Below are 18410 nucleotides of genomic sequence, written 5' to 3'. Positions count from 1 at the left end.
CGCCCCTGGACTTGACGTCAGCGTGAAGGTTTACGGTCGTGGCCATGCGCATCGGGGAACTGGCCCGGCAGGCGGGCACCACCACCCGCACGCTGCGGCACTACGAGGAACTCGGGCTCCTGCCCGCCCGCCGCACCGGCAACGGCTACCGCACCTACGACGACGGAGACCTCCGGCTGCTCCAGCAGATCCGCACGCTGCAGGACTTCGGCTTCGGCCTGGAGGAGACCCGCCCGTTCGTGGACTGCCTGCGCGCCGGGCACCCGGCCGGCGACTCCTGTCCCGCCTCCCTCGACGTCTACCGCCGCAAGCTCGCGGAGCTGGACGAGTGCATCGCGGACCTGCGGCGGATCCGGGCCGAAGTGGGCGCCCAGCTCGCCCGCGCCGAGCTGGAGGCGGCGGCCGACGTCCCCGGCGGCCCTCCGCCGCTGTGCGCCTTCGCCCCACCACCCGAACACGGAAGGGAAACCGGCACGCCATGACCACTGCCACGAACGCCCCGGCCACGCCTGTCGTGACCGTCACCGACGACACCTTCGCCGCCGAGGTCCTCGACGAGCGGCTGCCCGTCCTCGTCGACTTCACCGCCTCGTGGTGCCCGCCCTGCCGCATGATCGAGCCCGTGCTCGCCGAACTGGCGACGGAGGAGGCGGGACGCCTCAAGATCGTCCGGCTGGACGTGGACACCAGCCCGCGGACCCGGGCCGCCTACGGGGTCCTGTCCATGCCGACCCTCGTGCTCTTCCGCGGGGGCGAGCGCGTGACGACCCTCGTGGGCGCCCGCTCCAAGGCCCGCCTGCTCCGCGACCTCGGCGACGGCCTGGACTGATCAGGTCTGCGCCATGTCCACGAAGCGCGAGTAGTGGCCCTGGAAGGCCACCGTGATCGTGGCCGTCGGGCCGTTACGGTGCTTGCCGACGATGATGTCCGCCTCGCCCGCGCGGGGCGACTCCTTCTCGTAGGCGTCCTCGCGGTGGAGCAGGATGACCATGTCCGCGTCCTGCTCGATGGAGCCGGATTCACGCAGGTCGGAGACCATCGGCTTCTTGTCCGTACGCTGCTCGGGGCCACGGTTCAGCTGGGACAGCGCGATGACGGGCAGCTCCAGCTCCTTGGCCAGCAGCTTGAGGTTCCGGGACATGTCCGAGACCTCCTGCTGACGGCTCTCGGCGCGCTTGGAGCCGCCGGCCTGCATCAGCTGCAGATAGTCGATGATGACCAGCTTGATGTCGCTGCGCTGCTTCAGGCGGCGGCACTTGGCACGGATCTCCATCATCGACAGGTTCGGCGAGTCGTCGATGAACAGCGGGGCCTGGGAGACGTCCGGCATGCGGCGCGCGAGCCGCGTCCAGTCCTCGTCCGTCATGGAGCCCGAGCGCATGTGGTGCAGGGCCACGCGGGCCTCCGCGGACAGCAGGCGCATCGCGATCTCGTTGCGCCCCATTTCGAGCGAGAAGATCACGCTGGCCATGTTGTGCTTGATCGAGCAGGCGCGGGCGAAGTCCAGGGCCAGGGTGGACTTACCCATGGCGGGACGGGCCGCGATGACGATCATCTGGCCGGGGTGCAGACCGTTCGTCAGGGCGTCGAGGTCGGTGAAGCCCGTCGGGACGCCGGTCATCTCGCCGCTGCGCGAGCCGATCGCCTCGATCTCGTCGAGCGCGCCCTCCATGATGTCGCCGAGGGGGAGGTAGTCCTCGCTGGTGCGCTGCTCGGTGACGGCGTAGACCTCGGCCTGGGCCTTGTTGACGATGTCGTCCACGTCGCCGTCGGCCGCGTATCCCATCTGGGTGATGCGGGTGCCGGCCTCGACCAGGCGGCGCAGGACGGCGCGCTCGTGGACGATCTCGGCGTAGTACTCGGCGTTGGCCGCGGTGGGGACGGTCTGCACCAGGGAGTGCAGGTACGGCGCGCCGCCGACGCGGGTGATCTCGCCACGCTTGGTGAGCTCGGCGGCGACGGTGATCGGGTCGGCCGGCTCGCCCTTGGCGTAGAGGTCGAGGATGGCCTGGTAGATCGTCTCGTGCGCCGGGCGGTAGAAGTCGTGGCCCTTGAGGACCTCGACGACGTCGGCGATGGCGTCCTTGGAGAGCAGCATGCCGCCGAGGACGGACTGCTCGGCATCCAGGTCCTGCGGCGGGACGCGCTCGAAGCCCGCGGCCTCCGGCGGCCGGCCCTGGCCGCCGTCGCCCCGGGACCAGGAGCCGTCCTCCGCGCCGCGGTCGTGGCGCTCGCCGCGCCCCGGGCCGTCGCCGCGGCGGGGACGGGAGACGGGGAGTCGGTCGCCGGGACCCGCATCCGCCCAGGGGTCGTCCATGGGCTCGGGGATGCTCATCCCGCCACCTCCTCCCGTCCGCGAAGCGGACCTTGCCGTGCTGTTCTTTCTTACGGCACGGCTCTGACAAACAGGCCGCCCGACTCCGGTTCCGGCGCGTCGAGTTCAGGGCGGTCCCGTCAGGTCCGTCGGGCCCTTCGGGCTCCGGGAACAGGCGGCGGCCGCCGGTCCACGGTAGGCCCGCGGGCACCGTCAGCCAATCTGGTTATCCACAGGCCGTGTGGATGACGGGCCCCATCCTGTGGAGAACTCCGTGGATCCTGTGTACGGGGCGGGGGAAACCGCTGTGGACAAACCCACAGCCCCTCTTGCCGCAAGCCTCTGACCTGCAGCTTCACCATCCACCGGCTGTTGAGGAGAAAAACTTTCCCTCGCCGCCGGAGATCGCGACAAACGGCGCAGAGAAGATCGGACCGAGCAGCACAATGTAAGGGTCCAGATCCAGTTGCACCGATTACCTGTGGAAGATTAGGTTGGGGACATGACCCAGGCTCCCGCGCGTCCGCCGCGCACCGCCCGCCGGCACGACCGCGAGATCCTCTCGCTGGCCGTGCCCGCCTTCGGCGCCCTCGTCGCGGAGCCCCTCTTCGTCATGGCCGACAGCGCCATCGTCGGCCACCTCGGCACGCCCGAGCTCGCCGGGCTCGGCATCGCCGCGGCCCTGCTCACCACCGCCGCCGGCGTCTTCGTCTTCCTCGCCTACGCCACCACCGCGGCCGTCTCCCGGCGCGTGGGCGCGGGCGACCTCAAGGGCGCGATACGCCAGGGCATGGACGGCATCTGGCTCGCCGCACTCCTCGGCGCGGCCCTCGTGGCAGCCGTCCTGCCCACCGCCCCCGCGGTCGTCGACCTCCTCGGCGCCTCCCCGACCGCCGCCCCGCACGCCACGGACTACCTGCGGATCAGCTCGCTCGGCGTGCCGGCCATGCTGATCGTCCTCGCCGCCACCGGCGTCCTGCGCGGCCTGCAGGACACGCGCACGCCGCTCTACGTGGCCGTGGGCGGCTTCGCCCTCAACGGCGCCCTCAACGCCGGCCTCGTCTACGGCACGGACCTCGGCATCGCCGGCTCCGCCTGGGGCACGGTCATCGCCCAGTGGGCCATGACCGCCGTCTACCTCGCCGTGGTCCTCCGGGGCGCCCGCCGCCACGACGCCTCCCTGCGGCCCGACGCCGCGGGCATCCGGGCCTGCGCCCGGGCCGGCGTCCCGCTGCTCGTCCGCACGCTCTCGCTGCGCGCGGTCCTCGTGATCGCCACGGCCGTCGCGGCCCGGCTCGGCGACACCCAGATCGCCGCCCACCAGATCGTGCTCAGCCTGTGGAGCCTGCTGGCCTTCGCCCTCGACGCCATAGCCATCGCCGGCCAGGCGATCATCGGGCGCTACCTGGGCGCGGGGGACGCGGACGGGGCGCGGGCGGCCTGCCGGCGCATGGTGCAGTGGGGCATCGTCTCCGGCGCGGTGCTGGGGGTGCTGGTGGTGGCGGCGCGACCGCTGTTCATCCCGCTCTTCACCTCCGACGGCACGGTCCGGGACGCCCTGCTGCCGGCCCTGCTGGTGGTCGCCCTGTCCCAGCCCGTCGCCGGGGTGGTCTTCGTCCTGGACGGGGTGCTGATGGGGGCCGGGGACGGCACCTACCTGGCCTGGGCCATGGTCCTGGTGCTCGCCGCCTTCGCCCCCGCCGCCCTGCTCGTCCCCGAGCTCGGCGGCGGCGTGACGGCCCTGTGGTGGGCGATGACGCTGATGATGACGGTCCGGATGGTCACCGTATGGCTCCGGGCGCGGTCGGGGCGCTGGATAGTCACCGGGGCGACCCGCTGAAGAAACACAGCCGGAGAAACGTACCGGCGGAAGCCGGGCGCCCACAGCGCAGAACAGCAGGAGGGCCGTACCCCCGCAGGGGTACGGCCCTCCTTCAGGCTCTACCGATCACTGGTGGGTGATCAGGCAGCGACGACCTCGATGCCGAGCTTGGCAACGACGTCGGCGTGCAGACGCACGGAGACCTGGTGGGCGCCCAGGGTCTTGATGGGCGAGCCCACCTCGACGCGGCGCTTGTCGACGTCCGGGCCACCGGCAGCCTTGATCGCGGCAGCGACGTCGGCCTGGGTCACGGAGCCGAACAGGCGGCCGGCCTCGCCGGAGCGGGTGGCCAGGCGGACCTTGAGGCCCTCCAGCTGACCCTTGACCTCGTTGGCCTGCTCGATCGTGGCGATCTCGCGGATCTTGCGAGCGCGGCGGATCTGAGCGACGTCCTGCTCGCCACCCTTGGTCCAGCGGATCGCGAAACCGCGCGGGACCAGGTAGTTGCGGGCGTAGCCGTCCTTGACGTCGACGACGTCACCGGCGGTGCCGAGGCCGGAGACCTCGTGGGTGAGGATGATCTTCATTAGTTGGTCACCCTTCCCTTATCGCGCGGACGAGGTGTAGGGCAGCAGCGCCATCTCACGGCTGTTCTTCACGGCCGTGGCGACGTCACGCTGGTGCTGGGTGCAGTTGCCGGTCACGCGACGGGCACGGATCTTGCCGCGGTCGGAAATGAACTTCCGCAGCATGTTCGTGTCCTTGTAGTCCACGTAAGCGGTCTTGTCCTTGCAGAAAGCGCAGACCTTCTTCTTAGGCTTGCGCGGCGGGGGCTTCGCCATTGTCTCTCTCCTGTGTGATCAAGAAGTTTGTGTGCTGCTCGCCCTTAGAAGGGCGGCTCGTCCGAGTAGCCGCCGGAGTTGCCGGAGCCGCCGCCCCAGCCGCCTCCGCCGCCGCCCTGCTGGCCGCCGGACGGCGCGCTGGTGGCCCAGGGGTCGTCGGCGGGAGCGCCGCCGCCCTGCTGCTGCTGACCGCCGGGGCCACCGCCCCAGCCGCCCTGCTGCTGGCCACCGCCGTAGCCACCCTGGCCACCGCGACCCGCGGTCTTGGTGACCTTCGCCGTGGCGTTCTTCAGGCTGGCGCCGACCTCTTCGACGTCGAGCTCGTAGACCGTGCGCTTGACGCCCTCGCGGTCCTCGTAGGACCGCTGCTTCAGACGGCCCTGCACGATGACGCGCATGCCGCGCTGGAGCGACTCGGCGACGTTCTCCGCCGCCTGCCGCCACACCGAGCACGTGAGGAAGAGGCTCTCGCCGTCCTTCCACTCGTTGGTCTGGCGGTCGAAGGTGCGGGGAGTGGACGCGACGCGGAACTTCGCGACCGCCGCACCGGACGGGGTGAAGCGCAGCTCGGGGTCGTCGACGAGATTGCCGACGACCGTGATGACGGTCTCGCCTGCCATGGATGAACCTCTCGGCGGGTGTGCTGCTGGCTGCTTGCTGCTCGTTGAGCTACAGCCCGATTACCTCTGAACCGCTGGGGTTCAGTGGGTCTCGGGACGGAGGACCTTGGTCCGGAGGACCGACTCGTTCAGGTTCATCTGGCGGTCGAGCTCCTTGACGACCGCAGGCGTGGCCTGCAGGTCGATGACCGAGTAGATGCCCTCGGGCTTCTTCTTGATCTCGTACGCGAGACGACGACGGCCCCAGGTGTCGACCTTCTCGACCTTTCCGTTGCCCTCACGGACGACGGAGAGGAAGTTCTCGATCAGCGGGGAGACAGCGCGCTCCTCGAGATCGGGGTCGAGGATGACCATCACCTCGTAGTGACGCATGTGGAACCCACCTCCTTTGGACTCAGCGGCCACGGTCGTTCCGTGGCAGGAGGGTCGTGATGCGTGAACAACGGTATCGGCAGACACTGACAATCAGCGGAAAGTCCCTGGGTTGCCCCCGAGGACCGAAGCTGGTTCAGGGCAGACACCGGTGCAGACCGTACAGAGTACCCGCACTCCGGCTTCCGGTTGAAATCCAGCCGTCCGGGCCCGCAATCTGGACGGACCGGGTGTGACGGGCGCAACAATGCGCCGGTCGCCTTCAGGAGGAGGTAGCCCCCATGACAGAGGCAGTACGCCAGCCCCGCGGCCCCCGCACGCTGATCGGTGCGGTGCTCAACAGCGACGGCAAGCCGCATCCCCTCGAGAACACCTTCGTCGCCGTGACGGTGGTGCTCGGACTGCTGGCCTTCGTTTCCTCGGCCTTCAACAACCTTCATCTGCTGAGCTCGTGGAGCGGGCTGGCGGGCATCCTCACGGGTGCGTACGGCCAGTACATCTCGGCCACGACGGGCGAGCGCTTCCTGCTGATCATCGGGCTGGGCGCGGCCGCCTTCGGCTTCTTCCTCGGCATGGCCCACGGGGGTCTCTTCGGGGGGCTCATCGGATAGCGCGGAGGCCCGCCCGGCCGTACACCCGAACGGGCGCCCCAACGGTGTGCGTCCCTGTCGCAGTAGGCTTCGGCGCGAGAGCCGGAGCCCCGACCCTGGGGACACACCTGCCGAGGAGCGCCCCGCATGAGCCTGACCCTGAGGACAATCAGCCGAGAGCAGCATCTGGCTTACATCCAGAGCCTGCCCGCGGCCAGTCACATGCAGGTGCCGGCGTGGGCCGATGTCAAGGCGGAGTGGCGCTCGGAGAGCCTGGGCTGGTTCGACCGGAACGGCCAGATCGTGGGCGCGGGCCTGGTGCTCTACCGCCAGCTGCCCAAGATCAAGCGCTACCTCGCCTACCTGCCCGAGGGCCCGGTCATCAACTGGTTCGCGCCGAACCTCAAGGACTGGCTCGAGCCGATGCTCGCCCACCTCAAGCAGCAGGGCGCCTTCTCCGTGAAGATGGGCCCGCCGGTGGTCATCCGCCGCTGGGACGCGGGCGCCATCAAGGGCGGCATCTCCGACCCGGACGTCAAGCGCCTGCGCGACGTCGAGGCCACCTTCATCGAGCCGCGCGCCTTCGAGGTCGCCGACCAGCTGCGCCGGATGGGCTGGCAGCAGGGCGAGGACGGCGGCGCCGGCTTCGGTGACGTCCAGCCGCGGTACGTCTTCCAGGTGCCCCTGGCGAACCGCTCGCTCGAGGACGTCCACAAGAACTTCAACCAGCTGTGGCGCCGCAACATCAAGAAGGCCGAGAAGGCCGGCGTCGAGGTGGTCCAGGGCGGCTACGAGGACCTGCCCACCTGGCAGCACCTGTACGAGATCACCGCCGAGCGCGACAAGTTCCGCCCGCGCCCGCTGAGCTACTTCCAGCGCATGTGGACGACCCTCAACACCGAGGACCCCAACCGCATGCGGCTGTACTTCGCGGTGCACGAGGGCGAGGCCGTCGCCGCGGCCACGATGCTGATCGTGGGCGGGCACGTCTGGTACTCCTACGGCGCCTCCGCCAACCACAAGCGCGAGGTCCGGCCCTCCAACGCCATGCAGTGGCGGATGCTCCGCGACGCCTACGCCCTGGGCGCCAGCGTCTACGACCTGCGCGGCATCGGCGACTCCCTGGACGAGAGCGACCACCTCTTCGGCCTCATCCAGTTCAAGGTCGGCACGGGCGGCGAGGCCGCGGAGTACCTGGGCGAGTGGGACTTCCCGCTCAACAAGCTGCTCCACAAGGCCCTCGACATGTACATGTCGCGCCGCTGACGTCCTCTCCGGGGCCCCACGGCCCCGGACACTCAGCACGCACAGCATCCAGCAGGCACAGGGAAAGGTTCCGGACCGGCCATGGCGCTCACGCTCCACGTCGAAACCGCGCGCTGGCGGGCGCACCAGCAGACCGTCGTCCAGCAGTTCCCGGGCATCGTCCCGGTGTGCAAGGGCAATGGCTACGGCTTCGGCCACGAGCGGCTGGCCGACGAGGCCGCCCGCTTCGGCTCGGACATCCTGGCCGTCGGCACCACCTACGAAGCGGCCAAGATCAAGGACTTCTTCAGCGGTGACCTGCTGGTGCTCACCCCCTTCCGGCCGGGCGAGGAGCCGGTGCCGCTGCCGGACCGGGCCATCCGCTCCGTCTCCTCGGTCGAGGGCGTGCGCGGCCTGGTCGGCGCCCGTGTCGTCGTCGAGGTCATGAGCTCTATGAAGCGGCACGGCATCAGCGAGGAGGACCTGCCCAAGCTGCACGCCGCCATCGAGGACGTGCGCCTGGAGGGCTTCGCCATCCACCTGCCGCTGGACCGCACGGACGGCTCCGACGCCGTCCAGGAGGTGGCCGCGTGGATGGACCGGCTGGGCCGGGAGCGCCTGCCGCTGCACACCATGTTCGTCAGCCACCTGAAGGCCGAGGAGCTCGCGCAGCTGCAGCAGCGGTACCCGCAGACCCGCTTCCGGGCCCGCATCGGCACCCGGCTGTGGCTCGGCGACCACGGCGCCACCCACTACACGGGCGCTGTCCTGGACGTGACGGCCGTGTCCAAGGGCGACCGCTTCGGCTACCGCCAGCAGAAGACCGGCGGTGACGGCCACCTCGTCGTCGTGGCGGGCGGCACCTCGCACGGCGTGGGCCTGGAGGCGCCGAAGGCGCTGCACGGCATGATGCCGCGCGCCAAGGGCGTCGCCCGCGCGGGCCTCGCGACCATGAACCGCAACCAGTCGCCCTTCTACTGGGACAACAAGCAGCTCTGGTTCGCGGAGCCCCCGCACATGCAGGTGTCGATCCTCTTCGTGCCGAGCGACGCGAGGACCCCGCGGGTCGGCGACGAGCTGAAGGCCCAGCTGCGGCACACCACCACCACGTTCGACCGGATCGTCGACAAGTAAGTCGGCAAGTAACCGGACGGGGGGAAGCCCCTGTCCGGCCCCTACGGGCGGCTTCCGGATCCCCACTGGACGCTCGTGACGTCGGAGCGCTCCGCACACCGCGGCCGGTGCGCGGAGCCGAGGGCGACCACGTCCGGGGCGCCGTCGAGGACGCCGCCCGAGGGGTCGTCGGAACCGTCGCGGCGGACGACGTCCCGCTCGGGCATGAGGATGTCGCGCACGACGACCGCGCAGAGGTAGAGCGTGCCCAGCAGGTGCAGGGCGATGGCCAGTTGATAGCCCTCCGTGGGCAGGCCCTGGTGCTTGTCGCCGCTGCCCGTGTAGGCGAGGTACGACCAGATGCCCAGGAAGTAGAGCACCTCGCAGGCCTGCCAGATCAGGAAGTCACGCCACTTGGGCCGCGCCAGCACGGCGAGCGGGATGAGCCACAGCACGTACTGCGGTGAGTAGACCTTGTTGGTGAGGATGAACAGGGCCACCACCAGGAAGGACAGCTGGGCGAAGCGCGGGCGCCTCGGTGCGTAGAGGCCGAGGGCCACGAGGGCCAGGCAGCCCAGGACCATCAGCAGGCTCACGTACGTGTTGGCGTCCTCCAGGGGATTGCCCGTGCGCTGGGAGATCAGCAGCCAGATCGAGCCGAAGTCGATCGGCCGCTCCTGGCTGAACGTGTAGAACTTCGCCCAGCCCTCCCGGATGTGGAAGCCCGCGGCGTCGTGCATGAGCATCACCGGCAGGTTCACCACGAGCCAGGCGGCGACCGCGGCGGCGGTGCTCACCGCGAAGGCCCGCATGCGCCCGGCGCGCAGGCACAGCACGAACAGCGGCCCGAGCAGCAGCAGCGGATAGAGCTTCGCGGCGGCTGCCAGGCCGATGAGGACGCCCGCGAGCGCCGTCCTGCCGCGCGACCACATCAGCATCGCGCCGGCGGTGAGGGCGACGGCGAACAGGTCCCAGTTGACGGTGGCCGTCAGGGCGAAGGCGGGGGCGAGCGCGATCAGCAGGGCGTCCCAGGGCCGGCGCCGGTGCGTGCGGGCCGAGCAGAGCGCGATCACGGCCGTGCAGGCCATCAGCATCCCGGAGTTGACCAGCCAGTTGACCTGCTCGCGGTGCTGGATGGTGCCGCCGCCGGGGGTGAGCCAGGCGGCGATCTGCATGAACAGGCCGGTGAGGACCGGATATTCCAGATAGTCCATGCCGCCGGAGAGGGCCTGCGGGATGCGGTCGAAGTACGGGATCAGGCCCGCGTCGAAGCCACGGCCGCTGTAGAGGTGCGGGATGTCGGAGTAGCAGGCGTGGGTGTACTGCGTGGTGGCGCCGAAGAACCACCCGTACTCGTAGCAGGGCAGCTTCTGGACCATGCCCAGGGCGAACATCCCGATCGCCACCAGCACGATCACCCGGACCGGCGTCCACCACCCCGCACCGGGCAGTGCCCGCTTGCCCGCCGGCCCGCCGATGAGCTCGCTGCCTGCGGCGGCCACCTCGTCCTCGTCGGTGGGCCGCACCTGTCGGTCATCGTCCCGCGCGCTCCTCATGGGGCCATCCTGCCGTAAGAGCCTGTGGGCCGCCGGAGCCTGTGGATAACGCCGAGGGCCGTCTCACGCGAACGCGGGACGGCCCTCGAAGCAGTTGCCGGAACAGTCAGCTCCGGGCGGATCGGCGCTGGTCAGCCGTTCATGCCTCCGAAGAGACCACCGCCGCCGCCAGGGCGCCGGCTGGGTTCGGGCGACGGCGAGGTGCCGGGATCGCCGCCCGTGCTGCCACTGCCGCCCGGGCCGCCGCTGCTGCCGCCGCCGTTGCCGCCACCGCCGCGCTTGCACTTGAAGTCGAAGATCGAGCAGGAGCGGCTCGCCGACGGACTCGGCGAGGCGGGCTTCGACGGGGTGCCGGACGGAGTGGTGGACGGCGCCGCGGACGGGGGCGCGGAGGGCACGGCGCTGGGGGAGGGGCTGGCGCCGTCCCCGTAGATCTTCTCGCCGAGCGGCTGCGCCGGCTCGAACTGCTCGATCGGCTGGCCCTTGAGCGCGGCGTTCATGTAGTCGGCCCAGATCTCCGCCGGGAACGACGCACCGTGGATGCTCTCCTTGCCGCCCACGCCGCGCATGGAGAGGAACTCCTGCTTCTTGGCGTTGGGGTCGACCCGGTACATGCCGATCGCCGTGGACAGCTGGGGGGTGTAGCCGGCGAACCAGGCGGAGCGGTTCTCGTCCGTCGTACCGGTCTTGCCCGCGGCCGGGCGGCCGCCCGCCAGCTTCGCGGACGTGCCCGTGCCCTCCTCGACGACGGTCTTGAGCACGTCGGTGACGTTGTTCGCCACGTTCGGCGAGAAGGCCGTGTCGGACTTGAGCTCGTGCGTGAAGACGGGCTTGCCGTCCTGCTCGACCTTCTCGACGGAGTACGGGTCGATCTGCTTGCCGCTGGCGGCGAAGGTGGCGTACGCGCCCGCCAGCCGGATCGCGCTGGGCGCCGATGTGCCGAGCGAGAAGGTGGGCGTGGCGGCGGCGAGCTGGTCCTTGTCCAGACCGGCCCGCAGGGCGGCCTCCTTGACCAGGTCCGTACCGACGTCCATGCCGAGCTGGATGAAGGGGGTGTTCACCGAGAACTGCATGGCGGTGCGCAGGGTGACGGGGCCCTTGTCCTCTTCACCGTCGTTCTTCTGGTGCCACTCGCTGCCGTCGTTGTCGTGCCAGACCTGGCCGTTGTACTTCCGGAGCGTCACCTTGTTGTTGCCGTTGTAGATGCTCTCGGGGGAGACCAGCGTGCGCTGGCTGTCGCTCTGCGTCTCGCCGAGGGCCGGATTGCGCTTGCCGTGCGTCATGGCCGCCGCGAGGACGAAGGGCTTGAACGTGGAGCCCACCTGCACACCGGTGTAGTCGGCGTTGTTGGTGTAGTGCTCCAGGGCGTTCTCGCCGCCGTAGATGGCGACGATCTTTCCGGTCTTGGGGTCGACCGACGCCCCGCCGAACTGCACGAACTTGTCGCGCTCGCGCACGTCCGGCTTGATGTTCGCCTTGCGGACCTCTTCGACCGCCTTGGAGAGGGTCTCGACCTTCTGCCGGTCGAAGGTCGTGTAGATCTGGTAGCCGCCGCGGTCCAGTTGGGTCTTGCTGATGCCGGAATGGGCGACGACGTAGTTGTCGGCGAGGTCGGTGAGGTAGCCGATCTGGCCGGCCCGGTTCGTCGCGGGCTTGGGCTTCTGGGGGGTGGGGAAGCCCTTGGCGACCCACTTGTCGTGCTCGGCCTCCTCCAGGTTGCCCGTCTCGACCTCGCGGTCCAGGGTCCACTTCCAGCGGTCGGTGGCGCGCTTGGTGTTCTTCTCCGCGGTCGCCGCCGGGCCCTGGCCGCCGTACGGGTCGTAGAGGTTGGGGCCGTTGAGCGTGGCGGCGAGGAAGGCGCCCTCGCTCGGCGTGAGGTCCTTGGCGTCCTTGTCGTAGTAGGCCCGTGCCGCGGCCTGGATCCCGTAGGCCCCCCGCCCGTAGTAGGCGGTGTTGAGGTAGCCGGCGAGGATGTCGTCCTTGTCCTTGGTGGCGCCCACCTTTATGGAGATCAGCAGCTCGGTGGCCTTGCGCTTGAGCGTCTGTTCCTGGCTCAGGTAGGTGTTCTTCACGAACTGCTGCGTGATGGTCGAACCACTCTGGGTCTCACCGCCCTGCGCCATCTTGACGACGGCGCGCAGGATGCCCATGGGGTCGACGCCCCAGTCCTTGTAGAAGCTGGCGTTCTCGGCCGAGATCACGGCCCGCTGCATCGACAGCGGGATCTTGGAGATCGGCACGATCTGGCGGTTGAGCGCACCGCCTCCCGCGACCACCATCTGCTTGCCGTCGGACCAGTAGTAGACGTTCTTCTGCACCTGGGCGGTCTTCTGGGCGGACGGCACCTGCACCACGGCCAGGGCGATGCCGACGGTGCCCAGGATCAGCACGATGAAGGTGAAGGCGGCGCCCAGGACGAGCCGCCAGGAGGGGAGCCAGCGCTTGAAGCCCTGTTTCCCCGCCCGGGGATAGTCGATGAAGCGCTTCTTCCCCGGGCGGCCGCGGCCGCCCGCGCCCGGATCGGCGCCGCGTCTGCGGCCGCCGGCCGCCGGGCCGCGCTGGCTCGCACGGCGGGCGTCTGCCCGGCTGCCGTGCCGGTCGGACTCGCCGCGGCCGGACCCCGCGGCGGAACTGCTGGTTGGCGCGGAACGGCGGCCGGGTACCGGCTGCTGTGCCGCGCGCCTGGCCGCGGCTCGTCCGCCACCCTGAGGCTGCGGCGGCTTGCGGCGGTGCTCGCTCATCGAACGACTACTCCTCGGGCAGGCACTATCGCCTGGAAGCGGCAGGTGGCTTGCGTTCCCCCCGATGCGCCGGACGGCTGCCTGAGGCAACCGGGCGCATTGCATACGGGACGAGGACGCCTGTCGTCGTCACTCGGTTCCCGTAGGTCTGCATGGCGCACAGACTACGCACGGCCAAAACGCGTCGACTCCGGATGTTCACTCCAATTCAGGCAGGTTGTGTCCCACGAATCGGTGATGTGACCTCGTTCACCGTGCCCCCTCTTGTCGCATGCAGGTGGCCGCTCTATCGTCTGGATGTATCGAGTCGATACATCAGCTCGGCATAAAGGTCGGCTCGTCGTCGGCAAAAGGGACCAAAAAGGGACTAGGGATCACAAGGACTAGGCTGTGTGCGACAAGGAGGCGAAACATGAGCAGACGCTCCGGCATCCTCGAGTTCGCCGTCCTCGGCCTGCTCCGCGAGTCCCCGATGCACGGCTACGAGCTGCGGAAACGCTTGAACACCTCGCTCGGGGTGTTCCGTGCGTTCAGCTACGGCACCCTCTACCCCTGCCTGAAGGCCCTCGTGGCGAACGGCTGGCTGGTCGAGGAGCCCGGGAGTGCTCCGGAGGACGCTCGTGCGGCGTCCCTGGCCGGACGACGAGCGAAGATCGTCTACCGCCTGACGGCAGAGGGCAAGGAGCACTTCGAGGAGCTCCTCGCCCACACGGGTCCGGACACGTGGGAGGACGAGCACTTCGCCGCCCGCTTCGCGTTCTTCGGGCAGACCTCGCGGGATGTGCGGATGCGCGTGCTGGAAGGCCGCCGCAGCCGTCTGGAGGAGCGCCTGGAGAAGATGCGCGCCTCCCTGGCCCGCACCCGGGAACGGCTGGACGACTACACCCTCGAGCTTCAGCGACACGGCATGGAATCCGTGGAGCGCGAGGTCCGCTGGCTGAACGAGCTGATCGAGAGCGAGCGGGCCGGGCGTGACAAGCGCACCGGTCCGGACCAGTGAGCCCTGCACTCCGCAGGGCTTCGTCGAGTACTAACAGGGAGCAACCGGAATGGGTTCGGTTCGCGTAGCCATCGTCGGCGTGGGCAACTGCGCCGCCTCGCTGGTGCAGGGCGTCGAGTACTACAAGGACGCCGACCCGAACGGCCGCGTGCCGGGTCTGATGCACGTGCAGTTCGGCGACTACCACGTGCGTGACGTCGAGTTCGTCGCCGCCTTCGACGTCGACGCGAAGAAGGTCGGCCTCGACCTCGCGGACGCCATCGGCGCCAGCGAGAACAACACCATCAAGATCTGCGACGTGCCCGCGTCCGGCGTCACCGTCCAGCGCGGCCACACCCTCGACGGACTCGGCAAGTACTACCGCGAGACCATCGAGGAGTCCGCCGAGGCCCCCGTCGACATCGTCCAGGTCCTCAAGGACAAGCAGGTCGACGTCCTGGTGTGCTACCTCCCCGTGGGTTCCGAGGACGCCGCCAAGTTCTACGCGCAGTGCGCCATCGACGCGAAGGTCGCCTTCGTCAACGCCCTCCCGGTCTTCATCGCCGGCACCAAGGAGTGGGCGGACAAGTTCACCGAGGCCGGTGTGCCGATCGTCGGTGACGACATCAAGTCGCAGGTCGGCGCCACCATCACGCACCGTGTGATGGCCAAGCTGTTCGAGGACCGGGGCGTCATCCTGGACCGCACGATGCAGCTGAACGTCGGCGGCAACATGGACTTCAAGAACATGCTGGAGCGCGACCGCCTGGAGTCGAAGAAGATCTCCAAGACGCAGGCCGTCACCTCCCAGATCCCCGACCGCGAGCTGGGCGAGAAGAACGTCCACATCGGCCCGTCCGACTACGTGGCCTGGCTCGACGACCGCAAGTGGGCCTACGTGCGCCTCGAGGGCCGCGCGTTCGGCGACGTCCCGCTGAACCTGGAGTACAAGCTCGAGGTCTGGGACTCCCCGAACTCCGCCGGTGTCATCATCGACGCCGTCCGCGCCGCGAAGATCGCCAAGGACCGCGGCATCGGCGGCCCGATCCTCTCCGCCTCCTCGTACTTCATGAAGTCGCCGCCGGTGCAGTACTTCGACGACGAGGCCCGCGAGAACGTCGAGAAGTTCATCAAGGGCGAGGTCGAGCGCTAAGCGTTCCGCTCCTTCCGTTCCCTCTCCTCGCGCAGGTCCCCGGGTTGTCCGCCCGGGGACCTGCGCGTTGTGTGAGGCTGTGCCCATGCCCGTTGTGCGTGATCTTCGCGTCCTGCTCCGCCTTCGCGATTTCCGCCGTCTACTGGCTGTCCGGCTCCTCTCCCAGGCGGCCGACGGGGTCTACCAGGTCGCGCTCGCCACCTACGTGGTCTTCTCCCCGGAGAAGCAGGCCTCCCCGACGGCGATCGCCTCGGCCATGGCCGTGCTCCTCCTGCCGTACTCCCTGCTGGGCCCCTTCGCCGGAGTGCTCCTGGACCGGCGGCGCCGCCGCCAGGTCCTGCTCCACGGCAACCTGCTGCGTACGGCCCTCGCCACCGTCACCGCCGTGCTCATCGTCGCGCGCGTCCCCGACTGGCTCTTCTACGTCTCCGCCCTGTCGGTCACCGCAGTCAACCGCTTCGTGCTCGCCGGGCTCTCCGCCTCCCTGCCGCGCGTGGTCGACTCGCGCGAGCGGCTGGTCATGGCCAACGCGCTCTCCCCCACCGCCGGGACGCTGGCGGCCACCGCGGGCGGCGGCCTCGCCTTCGCCGTGCGCCTGGCCGCCCCTGCGGGCACGGGGGCCGATGCCCTGGTCGTCCTGCTCGGCGCGAGCCTCTACCTGTGCGCCGCCATGTCCTCGCTGCTGATGCCCATCGATCTGCTCGGGCCGGACACGCCGGTGGCCCGCCGGCTGGGCGAGGCCCTGACCGGCACCGCGCGCGGCCTGGTCGCGGGCCTGCGCCATCTCGCCGAGCGCCGCACGGCCGCCTACGCGCTCGGCGCCATGGCGCTGATGCGCTTCTGCTACGGCGCCCTGACCGTCACCGTGCTGATGCTCTGCCGCTACGCGTGGGCCGGCACCGAGTCCGCGGGCCTGGCCCTGCTGGGGCTCGCCGTCGCGGTCTCGGGAGCGGGATTCTTCGCGGCGGCCCTCATCACCCCCTGGGCCGTGTCCCGGCTGGGCCGCCTCGGCTGGATGACCGCCTGCGCGTGCGCCGCGGCGGTGCTGGAACCCGCGCTCGGCCTGCCTTTCGAGCGCGTGCCCATGCTGATCGCCGCCTTCGTCCTCGGCCTCGTCACCCAGGGCGCGAAGATCGCCACGGACACGATCGTCCAGTCGGCGGTGGACGACGCCTTCCGGGGCCGGATCTTCTCCCTCTACGACGTCCTCTTCAACGTCGCCTTCGTGGGAGCGGCCGGGGTGGCGGCCCTGATGCTGCCGCCCGACGGCCGCTCCGGCCTGCTGGTGTCCGCCGTCGCCGTGCTCTATGCGGTGGTCGCGGTCGCCCTGGCGGCCTTCCGGCGGCGTGATCCCGCATAAGCGCTGTTTCACGTGAAACGGTGGTGCCCTCGTTGTTTAACGGGAAACAACGAGGGCACCACCGGGCTGCGGGCAGGCTCAGCCCTGGGCCGCCCACCACTCCTTGAGTGCGGCGACGGCCTCGTCGTGGGACATCGGGCCGTGCTCCAGCCGCATCTCCAGCATGTGCTTGTACGCCTTGCCGACCTGCGGGCCGGGGCCCACGCCCAGGATCTCCATGATCTGGTTGCCGTCCAGATCCGGCCGGATCGCGTCCAGCTCCTCCTGCTCCTGCAGGCGGGCGATGCGCTCCTCCAGACCGTCGTACGCCCGCGAGAGCGCATTGGCCTTGCGCTTGTTGCGCGTCGTGCAGTCGGAGCGGGTCAGCTTGTGGAGCCGCTCCAGCAGGTGCCCCGCGTCCCGTACGTACCGGCGGACGGCGGAGTCGGTCCACTCACCGGTGCCGTAGCCGTGGAAGCGCAGGTGCAGCTCCACCAGCTTGGTGACGTCCTTCACCAGCTCGTTGGAGTACTTGAGCTTGGTCATGCGGGCCTTGGTCATCTTCGCGCCCACCACCTCGTGGTGGTGGAAGGAGACCCGGCCGTCCTTCTCGAAGCGGCGCGTCCGCGGCTTGCCGATGTCGTGCAGCAGGGCGGCGAGGCGCAGCACGAGGTCGGGGCCGCCGCCGGGCTGGTCGCGCGGGGCCTCCAGGGCGATGGCCTGTTCCAGGACGGTGAGCGTGTGCTCGTAGACGTCCTTGTGCCGGTGGTGCTCGTCGCGCTCCAGGCGCAGGGCGGGCAGCTCGGGCAGGACCAGGGCGGCGAGCCCGGTGTCGACGAGCAGCCTCAGGCCCTTGCGCGGGTGGTCGGAGAGGATCAGCTTGTTGAGCTCGTCCCGGATCCGCTCGGCGGAGACGATCTCCAGCCGGCCGGACATCTCCGTCATCGCGGTGACGACCTCGGGCGCGACCTCGAAGTCGAGCTGTGCGGCGAAGCGGGCGGCCCGCATCATGCGCAGCGGGTCGTCGGAGAAGGACTCCTCCGGGGTGCCGGGGGTGCGCAGGACGCGCGCGGCGAGGTCCTCCAGGCCGTTGTGCGGGTCGATGAACTCCTTCTCCGGCAGCGCGACGGCCATGGCGTTCACCGTGAAGTCGCGGCGGACGAGGTCTTCCTCGATGGAGTCGCCGTAGGAGACCTCCGGCTTGCGGGAGGTCCGGTCGTAGGCCTCCGACCGATATGTCGTGACCTCGATGTCGAAGTCCGCTTTGCGGCAGCCCACGGTGCCGAAGGCGATGCCGACCTCCCAGACGGCGTCCGCCCAGGGCCGGACGATCTTCAGAACGTCCTCGGGGCGGGCGTCCGTCGTGAAGTCCAGGTCGTTGCCGAGCCGGCCGAGCAGCGCGTCCCGTACGGATCCGCCGACCAGGGCAAGCGTGAACCCGGCTTCCTGGAATCGGCGGGCGAGGTCGTCGGCCACGGGGGAGACCCTCAGGAGCTCGCTCACGGCACGGCGCTGCACATGGCTGAGCTCGTTGGTCGACGACGGGGTCAGGCTGTCATTGTTGGCATTCGGCACAACAGAAGAGGGTACGTGGCTGCGCGCCCCGGGGCCTCCCGGTTACGGACGCATGGCGCAGGCCACACAAAGCGGGCGCAGCCGGGACATCGGGCCGACCGCGCGATCTTGTGGAGCGGTCCACGGCACTTCGTCACAGCGGGCCTCGT

The 18410-nt window shown here is 69.9% G+C and carries 17 protein-coding genes; 9 read left to right on the top strand and 8 right to left on the bottom strand.

Annotation, left to right across the window (positions count from 1 at the left end):
- Positions 1–44: 44 nt before the first annotated feature.
- Positions 45–482: a MerR family transcriptional regulator gene (locus tag ACOTKD_RS07385; RefSeq protein WP_424888063.1), complete on the top strand. Its 438-nt coding sequence runs from the start codon at positions 45–47 to the stop codon at positions 480–482.
- On the top strand, positions 479–829 hold the full coding sequence (gene trxA, locus ACOTKD_RS07380; protein WP_424888062.1) for a thioredoxin: 351 nt from the start codon (positions 479–481) through the stop codon (positions 827–829). Before ACOTKD_RS07385 ends, trxA begins: the two co-directional genes overlap by 4 nt.
- Here trxA and dnaB read toward each other — a convergent pair whose 3' ends face one another.
- The gene (gene dnaB, locus ACOTKD_RS07375; RefSeq protein ID WP_030366816.1) at positions 830–2335 is read right to left on the bottom strand and encodes a replicative DNA helicase; all 1506 of its coding nucleotides are present in this window, start codon (positions 2333–2335) and stop codon (positions 830–832) included. It abuts the gene before it with no gap.
- A gap of 481 nt (positions 2336–2816) precedes the next feature.
- On the opposite strand from dnaB, the gene ACOTKD_RS07370 reads away from it, so the two are divergent.
- Positions 2817–4154, top strand: a complete 1338-nt coding sequence (locus tag ACOTKD_RS07370) for an MATE family efflux transporter (RefSeq protein ID WP_424888061.1) — start codon at positions 2817–2819, stop codon at positions 4152–4154.
- Between the two features lie 122 nt (positions 4155–4276).
- On the opposite strand, the gene rplI is transcribed toward ACOTKD_RS07370, so the two are convergent.
- From rplI to rpsF, 4 genes are all read right to left on the bottom strand, one after another.
- A complete protein-coding gene (gene rplI / locus ACOTKD_RS07365) occupies positions 4277–4723 on the bottom strand; it encodes a 50S ribosomal protein L9 (protein ID WP_106681030.1) in 447 nt (148 codons plus the stop codon).
- An 18-nt stretch (positions 4724–4741) separates the two neighbouring features.
- Positions 4742–4978 (bottom strand): 30S ribosomal protein S18, encoded by a 237-nt coding sequence (gene rpsR / locus ACOTKD_RS07360; RefSeq protein ID WP_004950692.1) that lies wholly within the window; start codon positions 4976–4978, stop codon positions 4742–4744.
- Positions 4979–5022: 44 nt separating this feature from the next.
- Positions 5023–5598 (bottom strand): single-stranded DNA-binding protein, encoded by a 576-nt coding sequence (locus tag ACOTKD_RS07355; protein WP_106681031.1) that lies wholly within the window; start codon positions 5596–5598, stop codon positions 5023–5025.
- A gap of 81 nt (positions 5599–5679) precedes the next feature.
- On the bottom strand, positions 5680–5970 hold the full coding sequence (gene rpsF / locus ACOTKD_RS07350) for a 30S ribosomal protein S6 (RefSeq protein WP_030366820.1): 291 nt from the start codon (positions 5968–5970) through the stop codon (positions 5680–5682).
- A gap of 281 nt (positions 5971–6251) precedes the next feature.
- On the opposite strand from rpsF, the gene ACOTKD_RS07345 reads away from it, so the two are divergent.
- The 3 genes from ACOTKD_RS07345 to ACOTKD_RS07335 all read left to right on the top strand — a co-directional run bounded on the left by ACOTKD_RS07345 (position 6252) and on the right by ACOTKD_RS07335 (position 8939).
- The gene (locus tag ACOTKD_RS07345) at positions 6252–6581 is read left to right on the top strand and encodes a hypothetical protein (protein ID WP_424888060.1); all 330 of its coding nucleotides are present in this window, start codon (positions 6252–6254) and stop codon (positions 6579–6581) included.
- A 126-nt stretch (positions 6582–6707) separates the two neighbouring features.
- Positions 6708–7826, top strand: a complete 1119-nt coding sequence (locus tag ACOTKD_RS07340) for a lipid II:glycine glycyltransferase FemX (RefSeq protein WP_424888059.1) — start codon at positions 6708–6710, stop codon at positions 7824–7826.
- A gap of 81 nt (positions 7827–7907) precedes the next feature.
- Positions 7908–8939: an alanine racemase gene (locus tag ACOTKD_RS07335; protein ID WP_424888058.1), complete on the top strand. Its 1032-nt coding sequence runs from the start codon at positions 7908–7910 to the stop codon at positions 8937–8939.
- 41 nt (positions 8940–8980) lie between these two features.
- On the opposite strand, the gene ACOTKD_RS07330 is transcribed toward ACOTKD_RS07335, so the two are convergent.
- Together ACOTKD_RS07330 and ACOTKD_RS07325 are read right to left on the bottom strand one after the other, a co-directional pair.
- Positions 8981–10474 (bottom strand): glycosyltransferase family 87 protein, encoded by a 1494-nt coding sequence (locus tag ACOTKD_RS07330; RefSeq protein ID WP_424888057.1) that lies wholly within the window; start codon positions 10472–10474, stop codon positions 8981–8983.
- Positions 10475–10605: 131 nt separating this feature from the next.
- Complete coding sequence (locus tag ACOTKD_RS07325; RefSeq protein WP_424888056.1) at positions 10606–13215, bottom strand: transglycosylase domain-containing protein; 2610 nt, start codon at positions 13213–13215, stop codon at positions 10606–10608.
- Between the two features lie 412 nt (positions 13216–13627).
- Here ACOTKD_RS07325 and ACOTKD_RS07320 point away from each other — a divergent pair, with 412 nt between their 5' ends.
- The 3 genes from ACOTKD_RS07320 to ACOTKD_RS07310 all read left to right on the top strand — a co-directional run bounded on the left by ACOTKD_RS07320 (position 13628) and on the right by ACOTKD_RS07310 (position 16707).
- Positions 13628–14215, top strand: a complete 588-nt coding sequence (locus ACOTKD_RS07320; RefSeq protein WP_030366826.1) for a PadR family transcriptional regulator — start codon at positions 13628–13630, stop codon at positions 14213–14215.
- A gap of 49 nt (positions 14216–14264) precedes the next feature.
- Positions 14265–15347: an inositol-3-phosphate synthase gene (locus ACOTKD_RS07315; RefSeq protein WP_424888055.1), complete on the top strand. Its 1083-nt coding sequence runs from the start codon at positions 14265–14267 to the stop codon at positions 15345–15347.
- A gap of 85 nt (positions 15348–15432) precedes the next feature.
- Positions 15433–16707 (top strand): MFS transporter, encoded by a 1275-nt coding sequence (locus tag ACOTKD_RS07310; RefSeq protein WP_424888054.1) that lies wholly within the window; start codon positions 15433–15435, stop codon positions 16705–16707.
- Between the two features lie 78 nt (positions 16708–16785).
- Here ACOTKD_RS07310 and ACOTKD_RS07305 read toward each other — a convergent pair whose 3' ends face one another.
- Positions 16786–18261, bottom strand: coding sequence for a CCA tRNA nucleotidyltransferase (locus tag ACOTKD_RS07305; protein WP_424888053.1), 1476 nt, complete (start codon positions 18259–18261; stop codon positions 16786–16788).
- Between the last annotated feature and the right edge of the window lie 149 nt (positions 18262–18410).

Origin of the sequence: Streptomyces sp. XH2 (genome assembly GCF_049725035.1) — a bacterium.
GTDB lineage: Bacteria > Actinomycetota > Actinomycetes > Streptomycetales > Streptomycetaceae > Streptomyces > Streptomyces roseoverticillatus.
This window is presented reverse-complemented; position numbering and strand designations above follow the sequence as displayed.

What these genes read in the sequence shown, in the direction of transcription:
- ACOTKD_RS07385 (WP_424888063.1), top strand. Translation starts at nt 45, where the DNA reads ATGCGCATCGGGGAACTGGCCCGGCAGGCGGGCACCACCACCCGCACG.
- trxA (WP_424888062.1), top strand. Translation starts at nt 479, where the DNA reads ATGACCACTGCCACGAACGCCCCGGCCACGCCTGTCGTGACCGTCACC.
- dnaB (WP_030366816.1), bottom strand. Translation starts at nt 2,335, where the DNA reads ATGAGCATCCCCGAGCCCATGGACGACCCCTGGGCGGATGCGGGTCCC.
- ACOTKD_RS07370 (WP_424888061.1), top strand. Translation starts at nt 2,817, where the DNA reads ATGACCCAGGCTCCCGCGCGTCCGCCGCGCACCGCCCGCCGGCACGAC.
- rplI (WP_106681030.1), bottom strand. Translation starts at nt 4,723, where the DNA reads ATGAAGATCATCCTCACCCACGAGGTCTCCGGCCTCGGCACCGCCGGT.
- rpsR (WP_004950692.1), bottom strand. Translation starts at nt 4,978, where the DNA reads ATGGCGAAGCCCCCGCCGCGCAAGCCTAAGAAGAAGGTCTGCGCTTTC.
- ACOTKD_RS07355 (WP_106681031.1), bottom strand. Translation starts at nt 5,598, where the DNA reads ATGGCAGGCGAGACCGTCATCACGGTCGTCGGCAATCTCGTCGACGAC.
- rpsF (WP_030366820.1), bottom strand. Translation starts at nt 5,970, where the DNA reads ATGCGTCACTACGAGGTGATGGTCATCCTCGACCCCGATCTCGAGGAG.
- ACOTKD_RS07345 (WP_424888060.1), top strand. Translation starts at nt 6,252, where the DNA reads ATGACAGAGGCAGTACGCCAGCCCCGCGGCCCCCGCACGCTGATCGGT.
- ACOTKD_RS07340 (WP_424888059.1), top strand. Translation starts at nt 6,708, where the DNA reads ATGAGCCTGACCCTGAGGACAATCAGCCGAGAGCAGCATCTGGCTTAC.
- ACOTKD_RS07335 (WP_424888058.1), top strand. Translation starts at nt 7,908, where the DNA reads ATGGCGCTCACGCTCCACGTCGAAACCGCGCGCTGGCGGGCGCACCAG.
- ACOTKD_RS07330 (WP_424888057.1), bottom strand. Translation starts at nt 10,474, where the DNA reads ATGAGGAGCGCGCGGGACGATGACCGACAGGTGCGGCCCACCGACGAG.
- ACOTKD_RS07325 (WP_424888056.1), bottom strand. Translation starts at nt 13,215, where the DNA reads ATGAGCGAGCACCGCCGCAAGCCGCCGCAGCCTCAGGGTGGCGGACGA.
- ACOTKD_RS07320 (WP_030366826.1), top strand. Translation starts at nt 13,628, where the DNA reads ATGAGCAGACGCTCCGGCATCCTCGAGTTCGCCGTCCTCGGCCTGCTC.
- ACOTKD_RS07315 (WP_424888055.1), top strand. Translation starts at nt 14,265, where the DNA reads ATGGGTTCGGTTCGCGTAGCCATCGTCGGCGTGGGCAACTGCGCCGCC.
- ACOTKD_RS07310 (WP_424888054.1), top strand. Translation starts at nt 15,433, where the DNA reads ATGCCCGTTGTGCGTGATCTTCGCGTCCTGCTCCGCCTTCGCGATTTC.